Source organism: Gryllotalpicola koreensis (genome assembly GCF_039538185.1).
Classification (GTDB): Bacteria; Actinomycetota; Actinomycetes; order Actinomycetales; family Microbacteriaceae; genus Gryllotalpicola; species Gryllotalpicola koreensis.
On the sequence record NZ_BAABBW010000001.1, the window covers coordinates 271,924 to 290,691 of the forward strand.

Genomic DNA, 18,768 nt, shown 5'->3' on the forward strand with positions numbered 1-18,768 from the left:
TCCCGGTTGTGGGGGCAGCGCCGCAGACGTGCCGAGTGATCACGGATGCCCCGTCCGCGGCAGGCGGCGCGACGGGCGGTCAGCTGTCGTCTGGGTGTGAGCGGATGGCGCGCGCAGCGGTGCGCAGGAATCCCGGCAGGTGCCTCCTCCAGCCGGAGGCGTCCGGCTCGGCGGGGCGGCGGACCGCGCGGTAGTAGGACTGCCGATCGGCGCGGTCGCGCTGCGCGCCGCGCTCGATCTGCGCTTCGGTCCACCTTGAAGCCCAGTGGACGCGCCCGTCGCGGATCACGTAGTGCGACTTGCACGGGAACCCCCAGTTGCCGACCGACGGCCACAGGCTGACCTCGGCGCCGTCCCACTTCAGCGCCCACTGGGCGGGGCTGATAGGTGTGACGGACCTGTTGCCGCAGCCGCAGGGGCATAAGTGGACGGCGGTCTTGTACTGGGTCGAGATGTAGAGGACGCCCTCAGCGAGCTGCGCCGGGATCAGCTCGACGAATTGCGGACGCAGGTGACTGGCCGTCATGACTGCCCGAACGAACTGGTGAGCATGTTCCCGGCCACCGTGTACGTCGAGTGTGCTTCACCGACGCCATCGGCGTAGAACCCGGCGTATTTCTTCCACCGGATCACCGCCAGGGCAGCGTTGAGCATGTTCAGTTCGGCGACCTGGATGTTGCGGTCGTACTCGTTCTCGCCCTCATCGACGTACGTGATCGCCTTCTCCAGGTGCTCGTGCCGGCCCGGGAATCCCGAGGTCACCCGGGCCATGCCGGCCAGCCGATCGCCGCGCACCGCCAGGCCCACGCCGACGTCGATGAACGGGGTCTGCGCGCTCTGCAGGGCGTGGATGATGACCTGCTTGACTGGGCTGGCATCCATCGCAATGAACACGAACGACATGCCGGTCAACTCCGCGACGTTCGCCGCGTCGACGTACACCGGGTGCGGGATGAGCCCCCGGTGCATGCGCGCATAGATCTCGGCGAGGTAGTCGACCTTCCGGGGCGCCGCGTTCAGCTGCTCCAGAGAGGCGGCGCCGGGGGCGCGAAACGCGTTGTGCGCGTGGAAGACGTCGGCATCCCAGAGGTGGATCTGCGGCACCGGCGTCTTGGCGACCTGGTCCAGGATGTAGGACCCGGTGCCCCCCAGGCCGATGATCGCCACCGGGCCGCCGGCGAGCCGGTCTGCCAGAGCGGCCGTCCCGGCGCGGCCGGAGGCGGAGTCGATGTACCGGAAGGGCCCCTCATCCACGATCACGGGCGCGTGGGTGCGTGCTGTGGCGGTCTCGTCCACGGCACGAGCCGGTGCGCTGATCACCTTGGCGTATTGGGTCATCTTCGCGTAGTAGTCGCTGTACTGCCCGCTGGGGGGCTTGCTGGACAAGTAGGTGCGCACCCGCAGACCACCGACCATCTCCTGGTCGACGACGCTATGGATGATCAGGTCCATCTCCCGCCCGGGGCCCTCATGCGGGATCCCCGTGAAGTGTGCCGTGTGGGGGCTCGGCGGCTGCGTCTCATCACCGGACACGTTCAACTCCGAGATGAGCACGCCGTGGGCCACAGTGCCGTCGGACTCGAGGTAGGGGATGTGCTCCAGCAGCAGGTGGCCGCCCTGGATGCGCACCCCGTACCCCTCATCGACCAGGCGCTGCAGGTCGTGGCTACGACTTACCAGTTGGGAAGACATCGAAGACCGTGCCCTGCTGCTTGATGGTGACTGCCTCGCCCGGGAAGAGGTCGCCCTGGCTGGGGTGGCTTTGAGCATCGCGGTAGGAGACCGTGAAGACCGTCTGCGGCGACGGCGGCTGGGGGAACGCGAACCTCACCACGCCCTCGAACGAGACGCGCGGCTCGCGCACGTGCTGTTCTTGGCCGTTGACGATGAAAGTGAATTCGTGCCCCGGGTGCTCGCCCCCGGGACCGGCGGGATGGGCGGGTGCGCCTCCCGGGTGGTGCTCGTCTGCTGTGGTAGCCATTGCTGGAACCCGCTCTCTGCGCCAACGGCGCGATAAAGGAAATGAAACACATTTTATGAACCGAATCGGTTCAAAAAACAATCTAACACACCGATTTGGTATAGTGGAACAAACGAGGAGGGGTCGATGAGAGTTGGCTTCTCCTCCGCGAAGCTTGCGCAGCGCTGCAGCACCCGCACTGCGCAAGTGAAGGAGTTCGGACCCCAGAGAGCTCTGAAGGTGAAGCTCCGCCTCGATCAGCTGTCAGCGGCGGGAAATCTGAGAGAGTTCAGCGCCCTGCCGCAGGCGCACTGCCGTCAAGTCGACGACCGCGACAAGCGGTTCTCGGCGGACCTTGACGGCACGTACCGGCTGATCTTCGAAGTAGCCGACGAACCGGTTCCCCATCGCAAAGACGGGGGCATCGATCTCGGGGCCGTCAAAGCCGTCCGGGTCCTCGAGATCACCGACCATCACTAGCCGATCGCCGCGAGAGAAGACCACAACCATGAAGCAGGAACCCGCCCGCACCGACGCCTGGGCGCCATACGAGCCGGACGAGGTCAGCAGCCCCGGCGCCACCCTGCGGGAAACCCTTGAGGCCATCCCACTGTCCCAGACCGAGCTCGCCCTCCGCACCGGACTTTCCGTGAAGCACGTCAATCAGCTGGTCGCCGGGACCGCCGCGCTCACGCATGAGACGGCAATCAAACTGGAGCGCGCCACCGGTGTACCCGCGAGCCTGTGGAACGCGCTGGAGTCCGCATACCGCGACTGGCTCAGCCGCGACACGGAGCTGAAGGCGCTGGCCGCCAACACGAGCTGGCTCAAGCGCATGCCGATCGCAGACCTGCGACGCCGCGGCATCGTCACCGTCACCGCACGCGAGCCCGCCCGCCAGCTTCGCGAGGTACTCACCTTCTTCGGAGTCTCCTCTCCGAGCGCGTGGGAGGAGGCGTGGGCACAACCGACCGCGTCATTCCTCCAGTCCTCGGCATTCACCGCCGACGCTGCGGCAGTTGCCGCCTGGCTGCGCCTCGGGGAGCTAGAGGCAGCCAAGATTGACACCGCGCCCTACGACAAAGCTGCGCTTCGCCGGCTCATCCCCGAGCTGCGGAACCTGACTGTGCTGCAACCGGAAGAATTCTGGCCCGAGATCCAGAAGCGCTGTGCCCAGGTCGGCGTCGCGGTCGTGCTCATCCCCTCGGTCAAAGGCGCACACGCCAGCGGCGCCACCCGGTGGCTGTCCCCGACGAAAGCCGTCGTCCAGCTCAGTGCCCGCCACAAGCGAAACGACCACTTCTGGTTCGCCCTATTCCACGAGCTCGGCCACGTCCTGCTCCATGGCAAAAAGGAGGTCTTCGTCGAAGACAAACTGGGCGAAGGTGCCGGGCGCCAGGACGAGGAGAGAGAGGCAAACACCTTCGCCTCCACAACCCTCATCCCCGCGTCTGCCGCCCGCCGACTCGATGAAATAGAGACGCCCGCAGACGCCGTCGCGCTCGCGGCCGGCTTCGGGATCCACCCCGGCATTGTCGCCGGCAGAATCCAGCACGACCGCGAGCAGTGGACGTTCGGGGTCTCCCAAGGTCTCTTCACTTCCCTGGAGATCGTCGAAAGCCCAGAGAACAGCTGAGCGCCGCGATCGAAGAGCACCACTGAACTCCGCCGGGCAAGCCGGGCAACACCAGAAAGCGGCTACGACGGTTCCGCGATGCCCGGCTGCTCGCCTCGTGCCGCGTGGTTCTCATCGCTGACGAAGGTATCGGCCGTCGCGCCGGCGAATCTACCCGCCACGGCACCCGCGCGAGCGTCACCCCTGGCAACGCCCTTGCTGCCTTCATTTACGCCGCCAACGCAGTCACGGCGCCGCCCATGCCACGAGTCCAGGCGAGGGCGGATAGTGTGGCGCGAAAGGAGGGCTGATGGATCTCGCTGAACTGATGCGTACCGGCGACAGGAATGTCCTGGCGCTCAACAGCCCCGACGCGCTCTCCGCTTCCGCACGCTTGTTCCTCGACTGTGTCGCTGGATGGCACGGGTTCACGGTTGAAGCCGCCAGCCCGTCAGCCGAGCGCGTCCTCGGCGCAGCGATGATGCTCGACCCCACCATTCGCGGTGGCCGCTCGTCTCGCACCGTCGTCCTGGATGTGAACATCGCCAGCGGCACCCTCGTTGCCAACGCCGCTCGGCGGATCAGGGACACTCTTCAACCGGAATGGCTGGTCGCCGTCGTCATCAACTCGCTGACGGACGCCGACATGCGCTGGACCATTGAGGGCGTGGACTCGCTATTCGTGTGCAGCGCTTTCTCAGAGACTTGCGAGGGCCGCGAGCCCAGCCAGAACGGCGTCGCCGTTCACGCCCTGTGACGCAAGCCGGTCAACCAGCGTCTCCAATTCTGCTTTCGTCAGGCCAATCACGCGCGCCGCGGCAACTGGTTCGACGATGACAACAGGCTCGCGCAACACTTCCCGCAGCACAAAAAGAATCGCGCCCTCGCAGTGAGCCCGCGAGAACGCAGCTTTACTCCGACGCGGCACAGGCGTCGTGCCCGCCACCCGAATGCCTGCCCGCTCATAGCCTGCGCGGTCGAGCTTCGGGCTGAGATGCCGCGCGAGATCCACGGCCTGCTCGGACGGCTCCGTCGCCCCGGTACGGAGCTCGAAGGTATCGACCACACGGGGATCGGCGACCGTCCCTTCCAAGACCACGCCATGGACGCGCGGATTCTTGCCACCAGGAACGACGACGACGCCCAGAACACTCACTGGTCGACACTAGCGTTGCTGGGTGACCAAAACCGCCCTGCCGCCCGGAACGACGATCAACGACCGGTACGAGCTCAGCCGCAAGCTCGGTTCGGACGGCGATGTCTATGAGGCGCATGACCGGTACCTCGACAAGAAAGTCGCGCTCAAGCTGCTGCGTCCAGACGGCGGAAGACCACAGTCGTGGGACGAGGCAAAGCGGTTGGAGCAGTTACGAAGTAGGTTCATCGTGCCGGTGCTGAACGCTGACGTCGTCACGAACAGCGACCTTCGCTTCATCACCACACCGCTGCTTCCGCACGGCGACCTCGAGGCCGACGCCCGACCTGTCGGGCTCTCCGTTTTGACGGCGGTGCGCTTTGGACATCAACTCTCCGCCGGTGTCGACGCGATCCATGCCGCCGGAATGGTCCACCGCGATATCAAACCGGCCAACGGGCTTAGAGACGAGGACAGGATCCTCGTGTCCGACGTCGCGTTCTGTAGCATCCTGGACCCGAATGGCGAAGCACCGCGACAGGGCAGCTGGTGCACCCTGGCCCCGGAGACGGCACCGGACGATGGTCGTTGCTCCATCCGGTCCGACGTGTACTCGCTCGCGGCGACGGTGTTCTACTTGTTGTCCGGTGAGTACCCGGTTGACCATAGGCTCCCCAGAGCGGAGCAGCAGAAGTTGATCGCCTCGGGCGCGCTGCGCAATATCTCCGCAGTTGCCCCTCACGTGCCGCGAACCGTCGCGACCGTTGTGAGGCGCGGAATGAACGCCGACCCCGACGCCCGTTACGCCTCCGCAGCCGACTTCGGCAACGCTCTGGTGACTGCCGTCCGACGGCGGCGCGATTGGCGCCGCACTGTTCACGCAGGTCACGTCTACTGCGCGGCGAGCCCGGCATCAAGCGGGCGCAAGGCAATTTCGGTCTGCTCGGAAGAAGCAACGCGCGGCACGATCACCATGCGCGCCTTCCACCCGACAACGGGACGCGCCGTGGCAGGCGTCCCCGAGAACACCACGCGTACGTCGAGGAGCTCGACCGCACTGCGCACCTATTTCGCGCTTCTGGCTTAGCAACGGGCAAGGCGTGACGAATGGGACGATCGGGGTCGCCGGAGTCCTGAAATCACCCGGAAGTCCAATGGCAACTCCGTCCGTAACCTACGCGCGATCGGCGCCGGGCTCGGGATCTTGGTGATCTCGATCGCCAGGGCGCTCTCGAACCGGTTCGGCTGCGTCGTGCAGTTCGTCTTCGCGGTCCACGCTTGGTATCTGCTGTCGCTCGGCCACGTGTAGCCCATCATCCCGGTGCTCGTCATCACCTACGATGTGGGTGTCAACATCATGCTCGGCGCCCAGAACGCCGTACTGCGCAGCCTGTTCGGCAATCAGCACCGATACATCGGGGTAGCGATCTCCCGCGAGTTCAGCGCCGTCATCGACGGCGGCATCGCTGTCGGCACGATCGAGGCTATCGAGTTTCTCCCGATACCGGGGATGTGATGCCGGAAGTCAGGCCGAGACCGTAGACCGACACCGTCGAGTTCGACGTTCGGTGCGCATTCGCGCTCAGCCTCGGCTCCGCGGACAAGGCGTCCCAGGGCGACAGCCGGTACGCGCCGCGCCTCGACAGACGTGATTACGTCTTCGCCGGCGCGGTTCCGCGGCTACTGTTCCGGCTCATTCCCGGTAGCGCCCAGCGCGCGCACCGGGATTGGGGTCCTCGACCCCGAGCTGCAAACCGCACAAAGGTACGGCCGAGAACCTGAGAGTGAGCGCCCGAGAACAAGCAATCTCGCAGTCCCTCCCGTTTGTGCGCGAAAGACGCTTGAACCTCACGAGCTGTTGGGTGTCGGACAGCGCGGCCCGGGATGGACCCGCCCTCGCCGTGCGGTTGGGGCGCGCTCAGGTCGAAGTGTTCGCGGGCAAAAAGCGGGCAATCGCCAAGGCGCCCAACGGCCGTGAAGACCGCGGAGACCGCGGAGACCGCGGAGACCGCGACAAGTTAGCCGGACGGAAACCTGCCAACTGTAGGCGCGGATATGCGGAATCACGCGGGTCTCTCATGACAAGTGGGACCGGAACCTACATTTGTCGACGGCGCGCGGCGAGCCCGGCGATCCCGATCGCCTCCTCGAGCGCGACGTAGCCGCGCATCAGGAACCCGCCACCGGCACGAGGATCTGGGCGCCACGCGACGGCCTCTCTGCCTCGTCGAGCATGAGCGCCGCGACGGTCGCGCGCGAGGCGTGCGGCGGCAGCATCGGCTTCGGATAGTCGCGCAGGGGCACGTTGCGCCGCGCCGCACTGATGCCGCCGTTCCACAGATCGGGGGCGTGGAAGACGGTCGCGCCGCCGCCGAGGGCGATCGCGTCGGCCTCGCCCTTCTCTTCGAGTTCTTTGCCGACGAACATCCGCATCACCGCCTGGTACAGGCCGCCGCCCGCACCGATCGAGGCTCCGGAGCCGAGTGCGCCGAGCCACAGCACCCGGGTCGGGACGCCGGCGAGCACCCGCGCCCCGGCGATGAGCGTGCCCGGCCCATCTCCCTTGCTGATGCCGAGCGCCGAGATCACCACCTCGACGTCATCGAGCGCGGGGAACTCCGCAGACCTGGTGACATCGGCTCCTCGCACCTCGACCCGGCCCTGCGGCGGCTGTCGATAGCTCTGCGGCGCCCGCACCAGGGCAATGACCTGATGCCCGCGCTCAAGGGCCTGCTCGACGATCAGATGCCCGACCTTGCCGGTTGCACCGAGTACTGCGATCCGCATCGCGTCTCCTAACTAAACAGGTGTTGGTTAAAGTGAGTGAACACCTGTTGCCTATGCTTGTCAAAATGGAGTCGAGCGCTCAGCCGGAACCGCGGCGCCGGAATCCCCGGGGCCAGGGCGCGATGCTGCGCGAGCAGCTCATCGCCGCCACCGCCCGGCTGCTCGCCACGATGGATCGACCCGAGACGCTGACCCTGCGCCAGGTTGCGCGCGAGGTCGGCATCGCGCCGGCCAGCATCTACGGCCACTTCCCCGACCTCGGCGCGCTCATCCAGCACGTGCTGCAGCAGCGCTACGACGAGCTCGCGGAGACGATGCAGTCGGCGGCCCAGTCGGCGGCCGAGCCGCTCGCGGATCTCGTCGCCCGCTGTGTGGCCTACGTGCACTGGGGCATCCAGCATCCCGGCGAGTACCGCACGCTTTTCGGCGGCGGCATGCCCGCCGAGATCGTGCCGCTCTCCGCACGCGGCGCCGGCGAGGAACTGCTCGGCTCGGTCAGCGATTCACTCGCACGTGCAGCGCACGACGGCGAGGCCGTGACGGATGCCGCGGCATGGCGCGCCGGCCTGCTGCTCTGGATGGCACTGCACGGACTCGTCGCGCTCTACAACGAGCACGGTCGGCTGCCGTGGCCGCCGCTCCCTCAGCTCATCGCGGAGACCCTCGCCCTGCACACCGGCAGATCGGCCGCCGAGATCGCCCCGCTCCTTCCCGGTTCGTGACCGGCGGGCCGCATGCCGCCGGCTCGGGTCGGAACCTGCAGCACCCAACAGGGTCCGGCCCCGCCCCTGCTAACTGGCCTGCGCGGTCGGCATGACGATGACCTCCTGAAGGTTCACGTGCGGCGGCAGCGCGACGAGGAATCCGACGAGCTCGGCGATGTCCTCACCGCGCAGGTCGGCCGCGGCCTCGGTGGTGGCGGCCATGTGCGCGCGCACGGCGTCGTGGGTGACATGCTCGATGAGCTCGGTCGCAACGCCGCCCGGGGCGATGTCGGCCACGCGCACGCCCTTGCCGCCGAGCTCCATGCGCAGGTGGCGGCTGAGGTGGGCGACGAAGGCCTTGGTGGCGGAATACACCGCGAACTCGGGGAAGAGGTTGTGCGCGGCGATCGACGAGGTGCTGATGAGATCGGCCGGATGCCCCCCGGCGGCGGTCTCGACGAGCTGGTCGACGAAGGCGCCGATGGTGGCGACCGCCCCGCGCACGTTGATGTCGATCTGCGTGGCCCACTCGGCCTCGCGGTGGTCGAGGATCGGATTCGGCAGCATGATCCCGGCGTTGTTGAACACGATCCCGGCCGGCCCGAGCTCGTCCTTGACGCGCGCCGCGGCCGCCTTCAGCGCATCACGGTCGGACACGTCGACGGGGACGGCGATCGCGGTGCCGCCCGCGGCGCGGATATCGGCAGCGATGGCATCGAGCCGGTCAGCGCGGCGCGCGAGCAGGGCGACGGATGCCCCGCGGGTCGCCAGCAGGCGCGCGGTGGCCTCGCCCATGCCGGAGGAGGCGCCGGTGATGACGGCGACGCGGCCATTGAGGTCGGAGGACAGGGTCATGGCGGGGTTCCTTTCGATTCCGAATGCTTCTCCTCCACTTCAACAAGCCCGCGGCCGGTCTCACAGGGCTGAGCGCGCACCGCGTGCCTGGTACTGGCAGTACGCGGTAGGCGGGGCCGGTCACAGGGTGCGGGAGGACACTGGAGACATGGCGATGCCGACCGGACTGCGCGAGTTCCTCACGTCGCGACGGGCGGCGATCGATCCGGCATCCGTCGGCCTGCCCGGCTCGCTCGTTCCGCGGCGCACCCCGGGCCTGCGGCGCGAGGACGTCGCGGCGCTCGCCGGCGTCAGCGTCGACTACGTCGCCCGGCTCGAGCAAGGGCGCGTCGGAGTCGTCTCCGACCAGGTGCTCGACGCTCTCTCGGACGCCCTGCAGTTGGACGAACTCGAGCGCGCACACCTGCGGGCGCTCGTCGCGCCGAAGTCCCGCCGCCCCAGCCGGAAGCGGGCGGTGCGAGCGGTCGCTCGACCGAGCATCCGCGCGCTGATCGACCAGATGCCGAATCCGGCGATGATCCAGGGACCCCGCATGGAGATCCTGGCCAGCAATGCCGCCATGCGCACCCTGCTCACCGACTGGAACGCGATGCCGCCCGCCGAGCGCAACATCGCCCGCTGGCTGTTCCTCGCGCCTGAGGCGCGCGAGCGCTACGCCGACTGGGAGGCGGTGGCCGCCACGACGGTCGCGTCGCTGCGCGCGGCGCACGACCCCCGCAACCCCGACGAGGCCCTCGAACGTCTCGTCGGCGAGTTGACGCTCGCCTCGCCGGAGTTCGCCCGCTACTGGGCCGACTACCGGCTCTTCAAGCACACGCACGGCACCAAGAAGTTCTTCCATGAGACGGTCGGCGCGTTCACGCTCAACTACGACAGCCTCGACATCCCGGATTCCGGCGGGCAGACGCTGTGCGCGTACACCCCCGACCCCGGCTCGCCCTCCGAAGAGAAGCTGCGCCTCCTGCTGAGCTGGGCGGCGCAGAGCCCTGATGGCACGAGCGACGACCGGGCCGTGCCGCGGGAAAGGAACGACGCCGATGGAGTCTCCGACCGAAACCTGCACTGAGAACCGCGGCATCGATCTGCCATGATCGGCTCATGGCATCCGGTGCGGTCCTGGTGCCCAGCCGGGTGCGGGTGTGGGCTGGGGTGCGCGCCGTTGTCGCGCTGCTGATCGTCGCGGCGATCGTCACGCAGGCAGTCGTGACGATCGGCGGGGCCGTCTCAGACGGTCGGGACGTCTCGACGACGATCGCGAACTTCTTCAGCTTCTTCACGATCCTCTCGAACATCGCCGCGGTGATCGCGCTGCTGTGGGCTGCGGCCCGGTTCGGCCTCCGGCGACCGCGGAACCCCACATCCCAGGCGCTCGCGCTCACGCTGGCGTCAGCGTCCACCTACATGATCTTGACCGGGATCGTCTACAACGCCCTGCTGCGCAATATCCCGCTCCCACAAGGGACGACCGTGTGGTGGTCGAACGAGGTGTTGCACGTGATCGGACCGCTGTTCTTGCTCGTTGACGTGCTCTTCGCACCATGGAACAGGGGCCTGGGCTGGCGGGCGGTGCTCGCCGTGCTCGGGTTTCCGGTCCTGTGGGTCGTCTACACGCTCATCCGCGGACCACTCGTGACGAATCCGCTGAACGGCGATCCCTGGTGGTATCCGTATCCGTTCCTCGACCCGCATTCGTCGACGACAGGCGGGTACGCCGGCGTGGCCGGGTACGTGGTCGGCATCGCCGTCGCGATCTCGCTGACCGCTCTCGGCATCGTGTGGACGAGCCGCCGACGAGCCCGGTGAGCCCGGCATGTCACGCGACCTCGCGTAGCGTGGCGGGCATGGCGCGGGTGACGGAGGAGCGGTGAACGGGTTCACGCTCGCGACGCAGGCGACGCCGGACGGGACGTTCATGATCCTCGAGGACGAAGAGCATCGTGTGGTGTCCTCCGGCTGGACCGACGATGCCGCGCAGCTCATCGCGCGACTTCCTGTGCGCGCCCGGCCGGGCGACATCACGACCGGCGCATCGCGTTGGGCGGAGCGGGTGGATGCCTACTACTCCGGCGAGCTCGACGGAATCCTCAACGTGCCGGTGCGCCACTTCGGCACCCCGCTGATGCAGGAGGGCTGGCGGCTGCTGCGGGGCATCCGCGCCGGCACCGTGCTGACGTACACCGAACTGGCCGCGGCGATGGGGCATCCGCATGCCGTGCGCGTCGCCGGCGGGGTGTGCGGTCGCAACGCGCCCGCTCTGTTCGTGCCATGCCACCGCGTGCGGCGCTCCGACGGCACGCTCGGCGGCTTCGCCTGGGGACTTCCGATCAAGGCGGCGCTGCTGCGCCGCGAGGGCGCGGTGTCAGACCTCCCCGATAGCGTGGAGGCGTGACGGAGCAGAGAGCGGCCGAGACCTTCGACGAGCGCTACGCGATGCGGTGGGTCGCACCCGCGGCCCCGGTCGACGGCGTCGTGGACGACGAGATGAACGGCATCGTCGATGCGATGAACCTGGGATTCCACGTTTCGCGTCAAACCCCGGAATCCGTCGCCTTCACGGTGTCGAACTGGGCCGCCAGCGACCTCGAGCTCCTCTGCGTCTATCGCCGGCATCCGCAGCCCGACTCGATGGACGCCGCCGCACCGATCGGCACCTTCGGCGCCCTGCCCAAGCGCCTCAGCTGGGGCGACGGCAGCGACATCGACACCTTCGCGGTCATCGGCGTGACCGTCCGCGCGACGGAGCGTCGCCGCGGCGTCCTGCGCGCCATGATGACCAACGCGCTGCACAGAGCAGCGGAGAACGGCTACGCGCTGGCGAGCCTCACCGCGAGCGAGGGCACCATCTACCGGCGCTTCGGCTTCGGCCCCGCCCTGCGCGAGCGCAGCGTGACCGTCACGCGCGACCGCGCGCTGCCGCTCCTCGTCGAGACGAGCGGCGAGGTCGTCGTCGTGGAGCCGAGCTCGCTCGCCGACGGGGTCGGGCGGGCCGTGTTCGACCGCTTCCACGCGCGCACGCTCGGCTCGATGGTGCGCAACCTCTCGACGTGGCCCGAGGTGTTCGGGCTGCGCGGTGACGACGGCAAGCCTGACGCGGGTCTGCGCGCGGCCGTGCACAGGCCCCGGGCGGATGCCGAGCCCGACGGCTACGTCACCTATCGCTTCGTCGACACCGACGACCACGGCAGTCGCATCAAGGTCGAAGACCTCGTCTACGCCGACGAGCAGGCGTATCTCGCCCTGTGGGATTTCCTGCTGTCGATCGACCTGGTCACCGCCGTGCGCTACCCCTTCGCGCGCATCCCCGACCCGATCACCCACGTCCTCACCGACAATCGGGCGTTCGACATCGACCACGAAGAGGACCATGTCTGGCTCCGGGTGCTCGATGCGGCATCCGTGCTGTCCTCCCGCCCCTATGCGGCCGACGGCACAGTGGTGCTCGACGTCGCCGACGCGCTGGGGTTCGCGACCGGCGTCTTCGAGCTGACTGTGCAGGGCGGGCGCGGCACGGTCTCGCGGCTCGGTCGAAGCGATGGCGAGCGGATGCCTGCCGCGCTGTCCCTCGACGTCGCGACGCTCGGCTCGGTGCTGCTCGGCGCGGTCGATGCGGCCGAGCTGCACGACGTCGGGCTCATCACAGGTCCGCGCGCAGACGCCGAGCTGCTCTCCGCGATGCTCCGCCCCGCGCGGACACCGCACGGCATCACGTACTTCTAACCAGCGCCCGACGCCCCGCCGCGCCGGCCTAGGCGGCAGCGACGACTCGGAACGGTTCAACGGCGTCGATCGCATGAACAGGCACCTCCGGAATGAGCTCAGTGAGCCAGCCGGCCAGGGCGTCAGCACCCCAGGTCTCCAGCTGGCGGTGCGCGATCACGATGAGCGCGCGCGGCACACCGAGGGTGGCGGCGTCGCGGTAGTACTCGAAGGTGTCCCATTCGCGCACCTCGCCGACGATCGTGACGTCCGCCGGGTCGCGCCACAGGATGCAGCTGTCGAGGGTGTGGCCGCCGTAGCCGACGGTGTGCACGGGCATGGCCGGGTCGCCGATGACGCGGACGTTCTGGGTGCCGAGCGCCTCTTCGACGCGGACGGCGAGTTCGCTGAGTGGGATGCCGGGAACCATCGTCGTGGCGTACAGCGAGTTGCCCTCGGTGTCCGGCAGGAAGCCGAGCCTGTCCAGGAGGGCGTCGAAGACCGGATCGCGGGTGAAGCCGAAGTGGTTGTGGTCGTGGAAGCGCCAGATGACCATGCCGGTCTCTTCGATGAGACGCATCTTCTCGGCATACACCTCGTCGTGTGCCTCAGGTGCCGGGAGATTGTCGAGGTGGTTCCAGAAGGTGGGCTCGTGGCTGATGAGCAGGTTGCAGCCCGCCGCGGCCGCGGCCGCGATGACGTCGCTGGTGGCCATCCAGCTGCTGGCGATCCCGGTGACGACGGTACCGGGATCGCCGACCTTGAAGGTATCGACGGTGGCGTCCGCCCAGGAGAAGCCTCGGCTTTCGACGTCAGCACGGATGCGATCGGTGATTTGTTGTGCGGTGAGCTGGCCGCTCATGCGTGTACCTCCTCGTGAGGCATCCAAGTGGCCTCGTCTGTCGGGTGGTTCTGGACGGTCAGCTGCGGATGCTCCACGGCGAGCCGCCGGGCGAGGGCGGCGCCGGCCGGGTTCTCCGAGAGCGCGGTGCCGACGGCGATAACGGCGAGATGACGCCCGGCAGCGGCGGCATCCTGGGTGTAGGGGGCGCCCTCCCATTCGACGGTCTCACCGACCACGGCAGCCCCGATGGCGGGGTCGCGCAGCAGCTCCCGCAGCTGGGCGGGACTGGCGATCCCGGCGATGAACGCAACACTGCTGGTGCGGGCTTGCCCATTGCCGATGACGAGAGCCCGCGGGCTGCCGAGGACCTCGGCTGCGGCGGCGGCGATCTCGTCCACGGTCTGCGTCGCAGCGAGCTCGAGTACGGCAGCGCCGGCCTCCGGCCTGGCCTCCGGAGCGCCCCACCCGGTGAACTGAGCGAGCTCGAGCGAGCGTGCGGTCGCTCCCGACCCGAGGTCCCACGCCGAGGGGGCGAAGGCGACGGCGACACGACCGGAGTCGAAGAGGGCGCGTTTGCGGGCCACGACAGGATCGGATTCGACCTTGCTGACCCAGTCGTCGTCGCTGGGCACAATCGCCGGGTCGAAACCACGCGGCGGCGCGAAGAAAGGATTCGTCCGCGTCAGCACCAGGCTGGGAGCCGCATCGCTGAGCTCGCCGAGGAGTGCGGCGGTGACCGACCAAGCGACATGGATCGCCTCGATCGGGGTGGTGAGATCGCCCCAGCCGGCGAGCATGCCGCCGTCCGCGATCAGGCCGGGGGTGCCCAGTACGTCCTCACTCGAGGTCATGGGATGTCTCCTTCGGGATTCTGCCGTCGGCGGGTTCGCCGGACAGCTTCAGGTCGAGCAGATGAGCGGAGAGGGTCTTGCCATGTGGCTCGGCCCAGCCGGAGCGGGTGACGCCACCACCGAGGCGGCCCCGCAGCATGATGGTCAGCGCGCCGAGCCCCGGACTGGGGTGCAGCCTGACGTGGGAGACGTCGAGATTGAAGTGACCTGCGATGACCTCCGGGGTCACGGAGGCGACGACGTCGGGCAAACGTGCCGGGTCGGTGGGGGCGAGCATCAGGATGGAGGAGTCGCCCTTGTCTCCGGCGCGGGCGACGCAGAAGTCGCCCAGCCGCAGCGGCGCGATCATGCGAGCACCTCTGCACGGGCGTCGACGAGGTCGCGGTCGATGAAGGTGGAGACGATGCCGACGGTCTCCGTGACCGAGGTGACGACCCCGCCGCCGCCTGCCGGACCGTTGGTGTAGAGCCCCTCGACCTCTTCGCACAGCATCACGGCGTGCTGCGGCTCAGGGGTGCGCAGCGCGAACCGCACCCGTATCTCCAACGGATCCGCACCTTCGGGCTCCCACCAGGGACGGGTGGAGTTCCAGCCGACGTAGGAGATCTCCAGCTGCGCCCCGTCCAGTCCGTGGACCTCCTGCCAGCGTTCGCGGACGATCTGCTCAGCCAAGCGACCGCGGGCGAGGCATCCGGTGCCGGCATAGGCGATCTCGGCGACCGCAAGCCGTCCATCGCGCACCCCGACGCTCACCTTGAGCTGCTCGGGCCTGCCGACCGGGACGGCACCCGCCACGCGCACCCGGTCGCCGCCGAGGTCATCGATGGTCACGGCGCGGAAGTCGATGCCGACGTCGGGGGTGAGATAGCGGCCAGGGTCGTCGATCTCGTACAGCAACTGCTCGAGCACGGTCGTGCAGTCCAGGCGGCCACCGGAGCCGGGCAGCTTGCCGTAGACCGCCGACCCGTCGGCGGCGACGTCGGCGAAGGGGAAGCCGAGCCGAGACAGCCCTGCCACGTCGAATCGCCCGGGCTCGGCGGCGTAGCCGCCGGTGAGCTGCCCGGCGCACTCCAGGAGGTGGCCGACAAGGGTGGCCTCGGCAGTGCGATCGAGATCCTCGAGACTCCACCCCTGATGATGCATGATCGGAGCGAGGAACAGAGCCGCGTCGGAGCAACGGCCCGCGATGACGACCCGGGCACCCTCCTCGAGAGCGTCCAGCAGGGGTTGGGCGCCGATGTACGCGTTGGCAGAGATGACCCGATCACCGAGATCGGCGACGGTGCGGCCGTCCTCCCACAGCTGCGCGTTGCCGCGGTCGAGGACGTCGAGGACGTCGTCGCCGGTCACTGCTGCCACCGGCACCGGCGGCAGACCGAGCTCGTGAATCAGCGCTCGGACGTCGCGGGCGGCCGCCTGCGGGTTCGCCGCTCCTGCGTTGGTGGTCACAACCGCTCGGTTGGGGAGCAGGTGCGGCAGAGTGCCGGCCAGGCGGCGCCGCAAGCGCGGGTCGTAGCCCTGGCTCGCACCCGTCAGACGAGCAAGCTGGGCCAGAGCGATGGTCCGCTCGGCCAGGCACTCGAACGCCATCGCGTTCAGGCCGCCGTCGCGAGCGAGCGCGTCCGCCGGGTCGATGCGGTCGCCGGCGAATCCGGCGCCGACGCCGATGCGAAAGGCGTCTACTCCGCCGACCATCGCCACTCCGTGGTTGCTGTGTCCGCGGGCGGTTCGATGACAAGCTCGGACTGACCGCCGAAGACGCGGGTGGTCGCGGCATCAGGGTCGTATTGCGGCCAGCCCGGCTCGAGCCCGGCGGCGAAGCGGCCGAGGAGCAGCTGCAGGTGCTCGATGAGTTGTGCGTCCACGCCTGTAGCCGGCGGGGCCTCGCGCTGCCCTGCGCCGAAGACGAGGGGAAGATCGGCGCCATGCGCAGCCCCAAGCGGTTCCCCCCAGGGGGCGGCAGCGGTCAGCGCCAGCCACGCCTCGCCGCCGGCCTTCCGTTGCAGGTGCGCCAGCCGGGCGGCCGGGAGCCGGTAGATGCGATCGGTGAGAATGTGCGTGCGCAGCCGGGCGAGACCCGCGCCGGGGTGCCGGACGCGGTAGGCGGCGAGCAGCGCCGCCGGGTCAGGTGCGCCGGCCCGTGCAAGCTCGTCCAGCAGGATCTGTTCGCTCGCCGGGGCGTAGTCGGGGGCGTGAGCGACCTCGAACAACCGCATCTCCTCCGTCGTCGCCGCCACCCACAGCCGCACTCCAGTGGCCCGGCCCGCGCGCACGGCCTGCAACGGCGCCTCCGGGAGGACCTCACCATCGATCACCGTGCCGAAGGAGCGGCCGCCGGGCAGGTTGCGGACGCCGATGTCGTGGTCGATCACCTTCGCCTGGGCGCGCACGATCGCGTGCGCGCCCACCCGCATCAGCCGCTGCGGGGTGGTGATACCCAGCTCGGCCAGCAGGGCGCGGGCCATCGCGGTGGTGGTCTCACGCGGGAAGATCCGCTCGGCGGCGCCGCTGAGAAGGACGCCTGCGGAGAACAGGCCGGCCGCGGCCGGCGCCGCGAGCAGTGCGGCGATCGAGAAGCCGCCGGCGGACTGACCGGCGAGCGTGATCTTTCCCGCGTCTCCCCCGAAGGCGGCGATGTTCTCGCGCACCCAGACGAGGGCGGCGATCTGGTCCTGCAAGCCGAGGTTCGCCGAAGCGCCCCAGCCTTCCGGGTCGAGGGACGGCAGGTCCAGCCAGCCGAGAGCGCCGAGACGATAGTTGATCGCGACGACGACGCAGCCGGAGACGCGGGCGAGCTCGGCGGCGTCGGTGAACGGCGGCGTGCCGGAGCCGGTCTCGAATCCGCCTCCGTGGATCCACACGATGACCGGCAGGCTCTGGGCGCCCGAGGGCGTCCAGATGCTCAGGAGGAGGCTGCCGTCCTCGCTGCCGATGATGCTCTCGCCGCCGTGTTCGGGCTGCGGGGCCGCAGCCCGCGAACGACGTGCATCCCAGGAGTCCTCCCACAGCGGCGCCGACTGGGGCGGCTGGAAACGCAGGGGGCCGACAGGAGCGGCCGCATAGGGGATGCCCAGGTAGGCATCGACGCCGCCGCCCGTCAGTCCGAGCACGGGACCGGCCGCGGTCCGGGCGGTGACGGTGGCGTCAGCTGAGGCCGGCAATGCATCTCCGAACGATCTGGGACAGGCGCACGGCCTTAGGGTCGACGCCGCCGGGATAGGACATGGGCATGGGGATATAGCCGAAGCTCATGTCATAGAGCGGGTCGGCGAAGCCGATCGCACCGCCGGCGCCGTCGTGGCCGAAAGCGCGATAGCTGCCGAACTCCATGCGCGGCTGGGGCTTCATGAACACGACGGCGAAGCACATGTCCAGTCCCAGGGTGCGATCGTGCCCCCACGACTGCTGCTGGCTGACGGCGGCGATGGTGTCCGCATCCAGCAGGGGGTCGCCGAGGTGGCCGATCGCGGATGCGTACAGCGCGGCCAGCCCGCTGGCTGAGCCGATACCGCCGAGGGCGCTGGGCCCTGCCGCACGCACATCGCGGCTGTTGGGGCCGAATGCCTTCGCCCCTGGGGTGGGGTCGCGGTGGACGGCGTTGTACATGAGGGCCGACAGCCCGTCCGAGGCCACCGGGTTCGCTGCGATCTCTGCCGCCTGCGCCGGAGTGGGGTTCATCGGCAGCACAGGTCGGAATCGAGCTTCCTGATCTTCGGGCAGTCCTAAGTAGAAGTCGATGTCCCGTGGCGCGCGCACCGTGGTCTCGTAGAGCTCCTGCAGGCTGATGCCGGTGACGCGCCGGGCGAGCTCCTCCATGAGGATGCCGATGGTGATGCCGTGATAGCCGAAGGCTGTTCCGGGCCGCCAATGCGGGAACTGCGCGGCGAGCTTGGCAGCGCCGGACGAGGAGCGGAGGATGTCCTCCTCGCTCAGCCCGCCGTCCACATTCACGAGGCCGGCCTTGTGAGACAACAGGTCACGCACCAGGATCTCGCCCTTGCCCTGAGCAGCGAACTCGGGCCAGTAGTGGGCGACCGGCGTGTCGAGATCGAGTCGGCCGTTCCTGACCAGGGTGGCCAAGGTGATCGCGGCGGCGCCTTTGCTCGCGGAGAAGACGCCGGTGATGGAATCCTTCTCCAGGTCTGCGCCGCCGGTCAGGTCGACGATCACCTCCCCCTTCCAGCGCACGGCGAGCTGCGCACTGTATCGCGGGTCGGCCAGGAGAAATGCGTCGAGCTCGTTCTGAACCGGCTCGAAGCCGGGCGCGACGGTGCCCGTGCTGCGGCGGTGTCGGATGTCGGCGGCGGTGTTGGCCATCGTG

Annotated in this window: 22 protein-coding genes; 10 read left to right on the forward strand and 12 right to left on the reverse strand. The window is 68.8% G+C overall.

Annotation, left to right across the window (positions count from 1 at the left end):
• Positions 1–79: 79 nt before the first annotated feature.
• The 3 genes from ABD708_RS01255 to ABD708_RS01265 are packed head-to-tail and all read right to left on the reverse strand — an operon-like array spanning position 80 to position 1,981.
• Complete coding sequence (locus tag ABD708_RS01255) at positions 80–526, reverse strand: ubiquitination-like system serine protease family protein (protein ID WP_344751461.1); 447 nt, start codon at positions 524–526, stop codon at positions 80–82.
• Positions 523–1,692 carry a ThiF family adenylyltransferase gene (locus tag ABD708_RS01260; protein ID WP_344751462.1) on the reverse strand — a complete coding sequence of 390 codons (1,170 nt, stop codon included), beginning with the start codon at positions 1,690–1,692 and terminating at the stop codon, positions 523–525. The genes ABD708_RS01255 and ABD708_RS01260 overlap by 4 nt, the downstream gene beginning before the upstream one ends.
• Entirely contained in the window at positions 1,667–1,981 is a 315-nt protein-coding gene (locus tag ABD708_RS01265) for a multiubiquitin domain-containing protein (RefSeq protein ID WP_344751463.1), read from the reverse strand. Before ABD708_RS01265 ends, ABD708_RS01260 begins: the two co-directional genes overlap by 26 nt.
• 219 nt (positions 1,982–2,200) lie before the next feature.
• Between ABD708_RS01265 and ABD708_RS01270 the strand changes: the two genes are divergently transcribed.
• From ABD708_RS01270 to ABD708_RS01280, 3 genes are all read left to right on the forward strand, one after another.
• Positions 2,201–2,440 (forward strand): hypothetical protein, encoded by a 240-nt coding sequence (locus ABD708_RS01270; protein WP_344751464.1) that lies wholly within the window; start codon positions 2,201–2,203, stop codon positions 2,438–2,440.
• 28 nt (positions 2,441–2,468) lie between these two features.
• A complete protein-coding gene (locus tag ABD708_RS01275; RefSeq protein WP_344751465.1) occupies positions 2,469–3,596 on the forward strand; it encodes an ImmA/IrrE family metallo-endopeptidase in 1,128 nt (375 codons plus the stop codon).
• 289 nt (positions 3,597–3,885) lie between these two features.
• On the forward strand, positions 3,886–4,332 hold the full coding sequence (locus ABD708_RS01280) for a hypothetical protein (protein WP_344751466.1): 447 nt from the start codon (positions 3,886–3,888) through the stop codon (positions 4,330–4,332).
• Here ABD708_RS01280 and ABD708_RS01285 read toward each other — a convergent pair.
• Complete coding sequence (locus ABD708_RS01285) at positions 4,273–4,731, reverse strand: hypothetical protein (protein ID WP_344751467.1); 459 nt, start codon at positions 4,729–4,731, stop codon at positions 4,273–4,275. The genes ABD708_RS01280 and ABD708_RS01285 overlap by 60 nt on opposite strands.
• A gap of 22 nt (positions 4,732–4,753) precedes the next feature.
• On the opposite strand from ABD708_RS01285, the gene ABD708_RS01290 reads away from it, so the two are divergent.
• On the forward strand, positions 4,754–5,797 hold the full coding sequence (locus ABD708_RS01290) for a serine/threonine-protein kinase (RefSeq protein WP_344751468.1): 1,044 nt from the start codon (positions 4,754–4,756) through the stop codon (positions 5,795–5,797).
• Between the two features lie 234 nt (positions 5,798–6,031).
• The gene (locus tag ABD708_RS01295; RefSeq protein ID WP_344751469.1) at positions 6,032–6,226 is read left to right on the forward strand and encodes a hypothetical protein; all 195 of its coding nucleotides are present in this window, start codon (positions 6,032–6,034) and stop codon (positions 6,224–6,226) included.
• Between the two features lie 653 nt (positions 6,227–6,879).
• On the opposite strand, the gene ABD708_RS01300 is transcribed toward ABD708_RS01295, so the two are convergent.
• Entirely contained in the window at positions 6,880–7,497 is a 618-nt protein-coding gene (locus ABD708_RS01300; RefSeq protein ID WP_344751470.1) for an NAD(P)-dependent oxidoreductase, read from the reverse strand.
• A 65-nt stretch (positions 7,498–7,562) separates the two neighbouring features.
• Between ABD708_RS01300 and ABD708_RS01305 the strand changes: the two genes are divergently transcribed.
• The gene (locus ABD708_RS01305; RefSeq protein ID WP_344751471.1) at positions 7,563–8,219 is read left to right on the forward strand and encodes a TetR/AcrR family transcriptional regulator; all 657 of its coding nucleotides are present in this window, start codon (positions 7,563–7,565) and stop codon (positions 8,217–8,219) included.
• A 69-nt stretch (positions 8,220–8,288) separates the two neighbouring features.
• On the opposite strand, the gene ABD708_RS01310 is transcribed toward ABD708_RS01305, so the two are convergent.
• Positions 8,289–9,056 carry an SDR family oxidoreductase gene (locus ABD708_RS01310; RefSeq protein ID WP_344751472.1) on the reverse strand — a complete coding sequence of 256 codons (768 nt, stop codon included), beginning with the start codon at positions 9,054–9,056 and terminating at the stop codon, positions 8,289–8,291.
• 148 nt (positions 9,057–9,204) lie between these two features.
• Here ABD708_RS01310 and ABD708_RS01315 point away from each other — a divergent pair, with 148 nt between their 5' ends.
• The 4 genes from ABD708_RS01315 to ABD708_RS01330 all read left to right on the forward strand — a co-directional run bounded on the left by ABD708_RS01315 (position 9,205) and on the right by ABD708_RS01330 (position 12,773).
• Positions 9,205–10,122 (forward strand): helix-turn-helix transcriptional regulator, encoded by a 918-nt coding sequence (locus ABD708_RS01315; protein WP_344751473.1) that lies wholly within the window; start codon positions 9,205–9,207, stop codon positions 10,120–10,122.
• A 32-nt stretch (positions 10,123–10,154) separates the two neighbouring features.
• Positions 10,155–10,859, forward strand: a complete 705-nt coding sequence (locus ABD708_RS01320; protein ID WP_344751474.1) for a Pr6Pr family membrane protein — start codon at positions 10,155–10,157, stop codon at positions 10,857–10,859.
• Positions 10,860–10,920: 61 nt separating this feature from the next.
• A complete protein-coding gene (locus ABD708_RS01325; protein WP_344751475.1) occupies positions 10,921–11,445 on the forward strand; it encodes a methylated-DNA--[protein]-cysteine S-methyltransferase in 525 nt (174 codons plus the stop codon).
• Positions 11,442–12,773, forward strand: a complete 1,332-nt coding sequence (locus ABD708_RS01330) for a GNAT family N-acetyltransferase (RefSeq protein WP_344751476.1) — start codon at positions 11,442–11,444, stop codon at positions 12,771–12,773. Before ABD708_RS01325 ends, ABD708_RS01330 begins: the two co-directional genes overlap by 4 nt.
• A 28-nt stretch (positions 12,774–12,801) precedes the next feature.
• On the opposite strand, the gene ABD708_RS01335 is transcribed toward ABD708_RS01330, so the two are convergent.
• The 6 genes from ABD708_RS01335 to ABD708_RS01360 are packed head-to-tail and all read right to left on the reverse strand — an operon-like array spanning position 12,802 to position 18,764.
• On the reverse strand, positions 12,802–13,614 hold the full coding sequence (locus ABD708_RS01335; RefSeq protein WP_344751477.1) for a Nif3-like dinuclear metal center hexameric protein: 813 nt from the start codon (positions 13,612–13,614) through the stop codon (positions 12,802–12,804).
• Complete coding sequence (locus ABD708_RS01340; protein ID WP_344751478.1) at positions 13,611–14,447, reverse strand: hypothetical protein; 837 nt, start codon at positions 14,445–14,447, stop codon at positions 13,611–13,613. Before ABD708_RS01340 ends, ABD708_RS01335 begins: the two co-directional genes overlap by 4 nt.
• A complete protein-coding gene (locus ABD708_RS01345) occupies positions 14,434–14,796 on the reverse strand; it encodes an AtuA-related protein (protein ID WP_344751479.1) in 363 nt (120 codons plus the stop codon). Before ABD708_RS01345 ends, ABD708_RS01340 begins: the two co-directional genes overlap by 14 nt.
• Complete coding sequence (locus ABD708_RS01350; RefSeq protein WP_344751480.1) at positions 14,793–16,142, reverse strand: acyclic terpene utilization AtuA family protein; 1,350 nt, start codon at positions 16,140–16,142, stop codon at positions 14,793–14,795. The genes ABD708_RS01345 and ABD708_RS01350 overlap by 4 nt, the downstream gene beginning before the upstream one ends.
• Positions 16,127–17,608, reverse strand: a complete 1,482-nt coding sequence (locus tag ABD708_RS01355; protein ID WP_344751481.1) for a carboxylesterase/lipase family protein — start codon at positions 17,606–17,608, stop codon at positions 16,127–16,129. Before ABD708_RS01355 ends, ABD708_RS01350 begins: the two co-directional genes overlap by 16 nt.
• Positions 17,592–18,764: a serine hydrolase domain-containing protein gene (locus ABD708_RS01360; RefSeq protein WP_344751482.1), complete on the reverse strand. Its 1,173-nt coding sequence runs from the start codon at positions 18,762–18,764 to the stop codon at positions 17,592–17,594. Before ABD708_RS01360 ends, ABD708_RS01355 begins: the two co-directional genes overlap by 17 nt.
• Positions 18,765–18,768 lie beyond the last annotated feature (4 nt).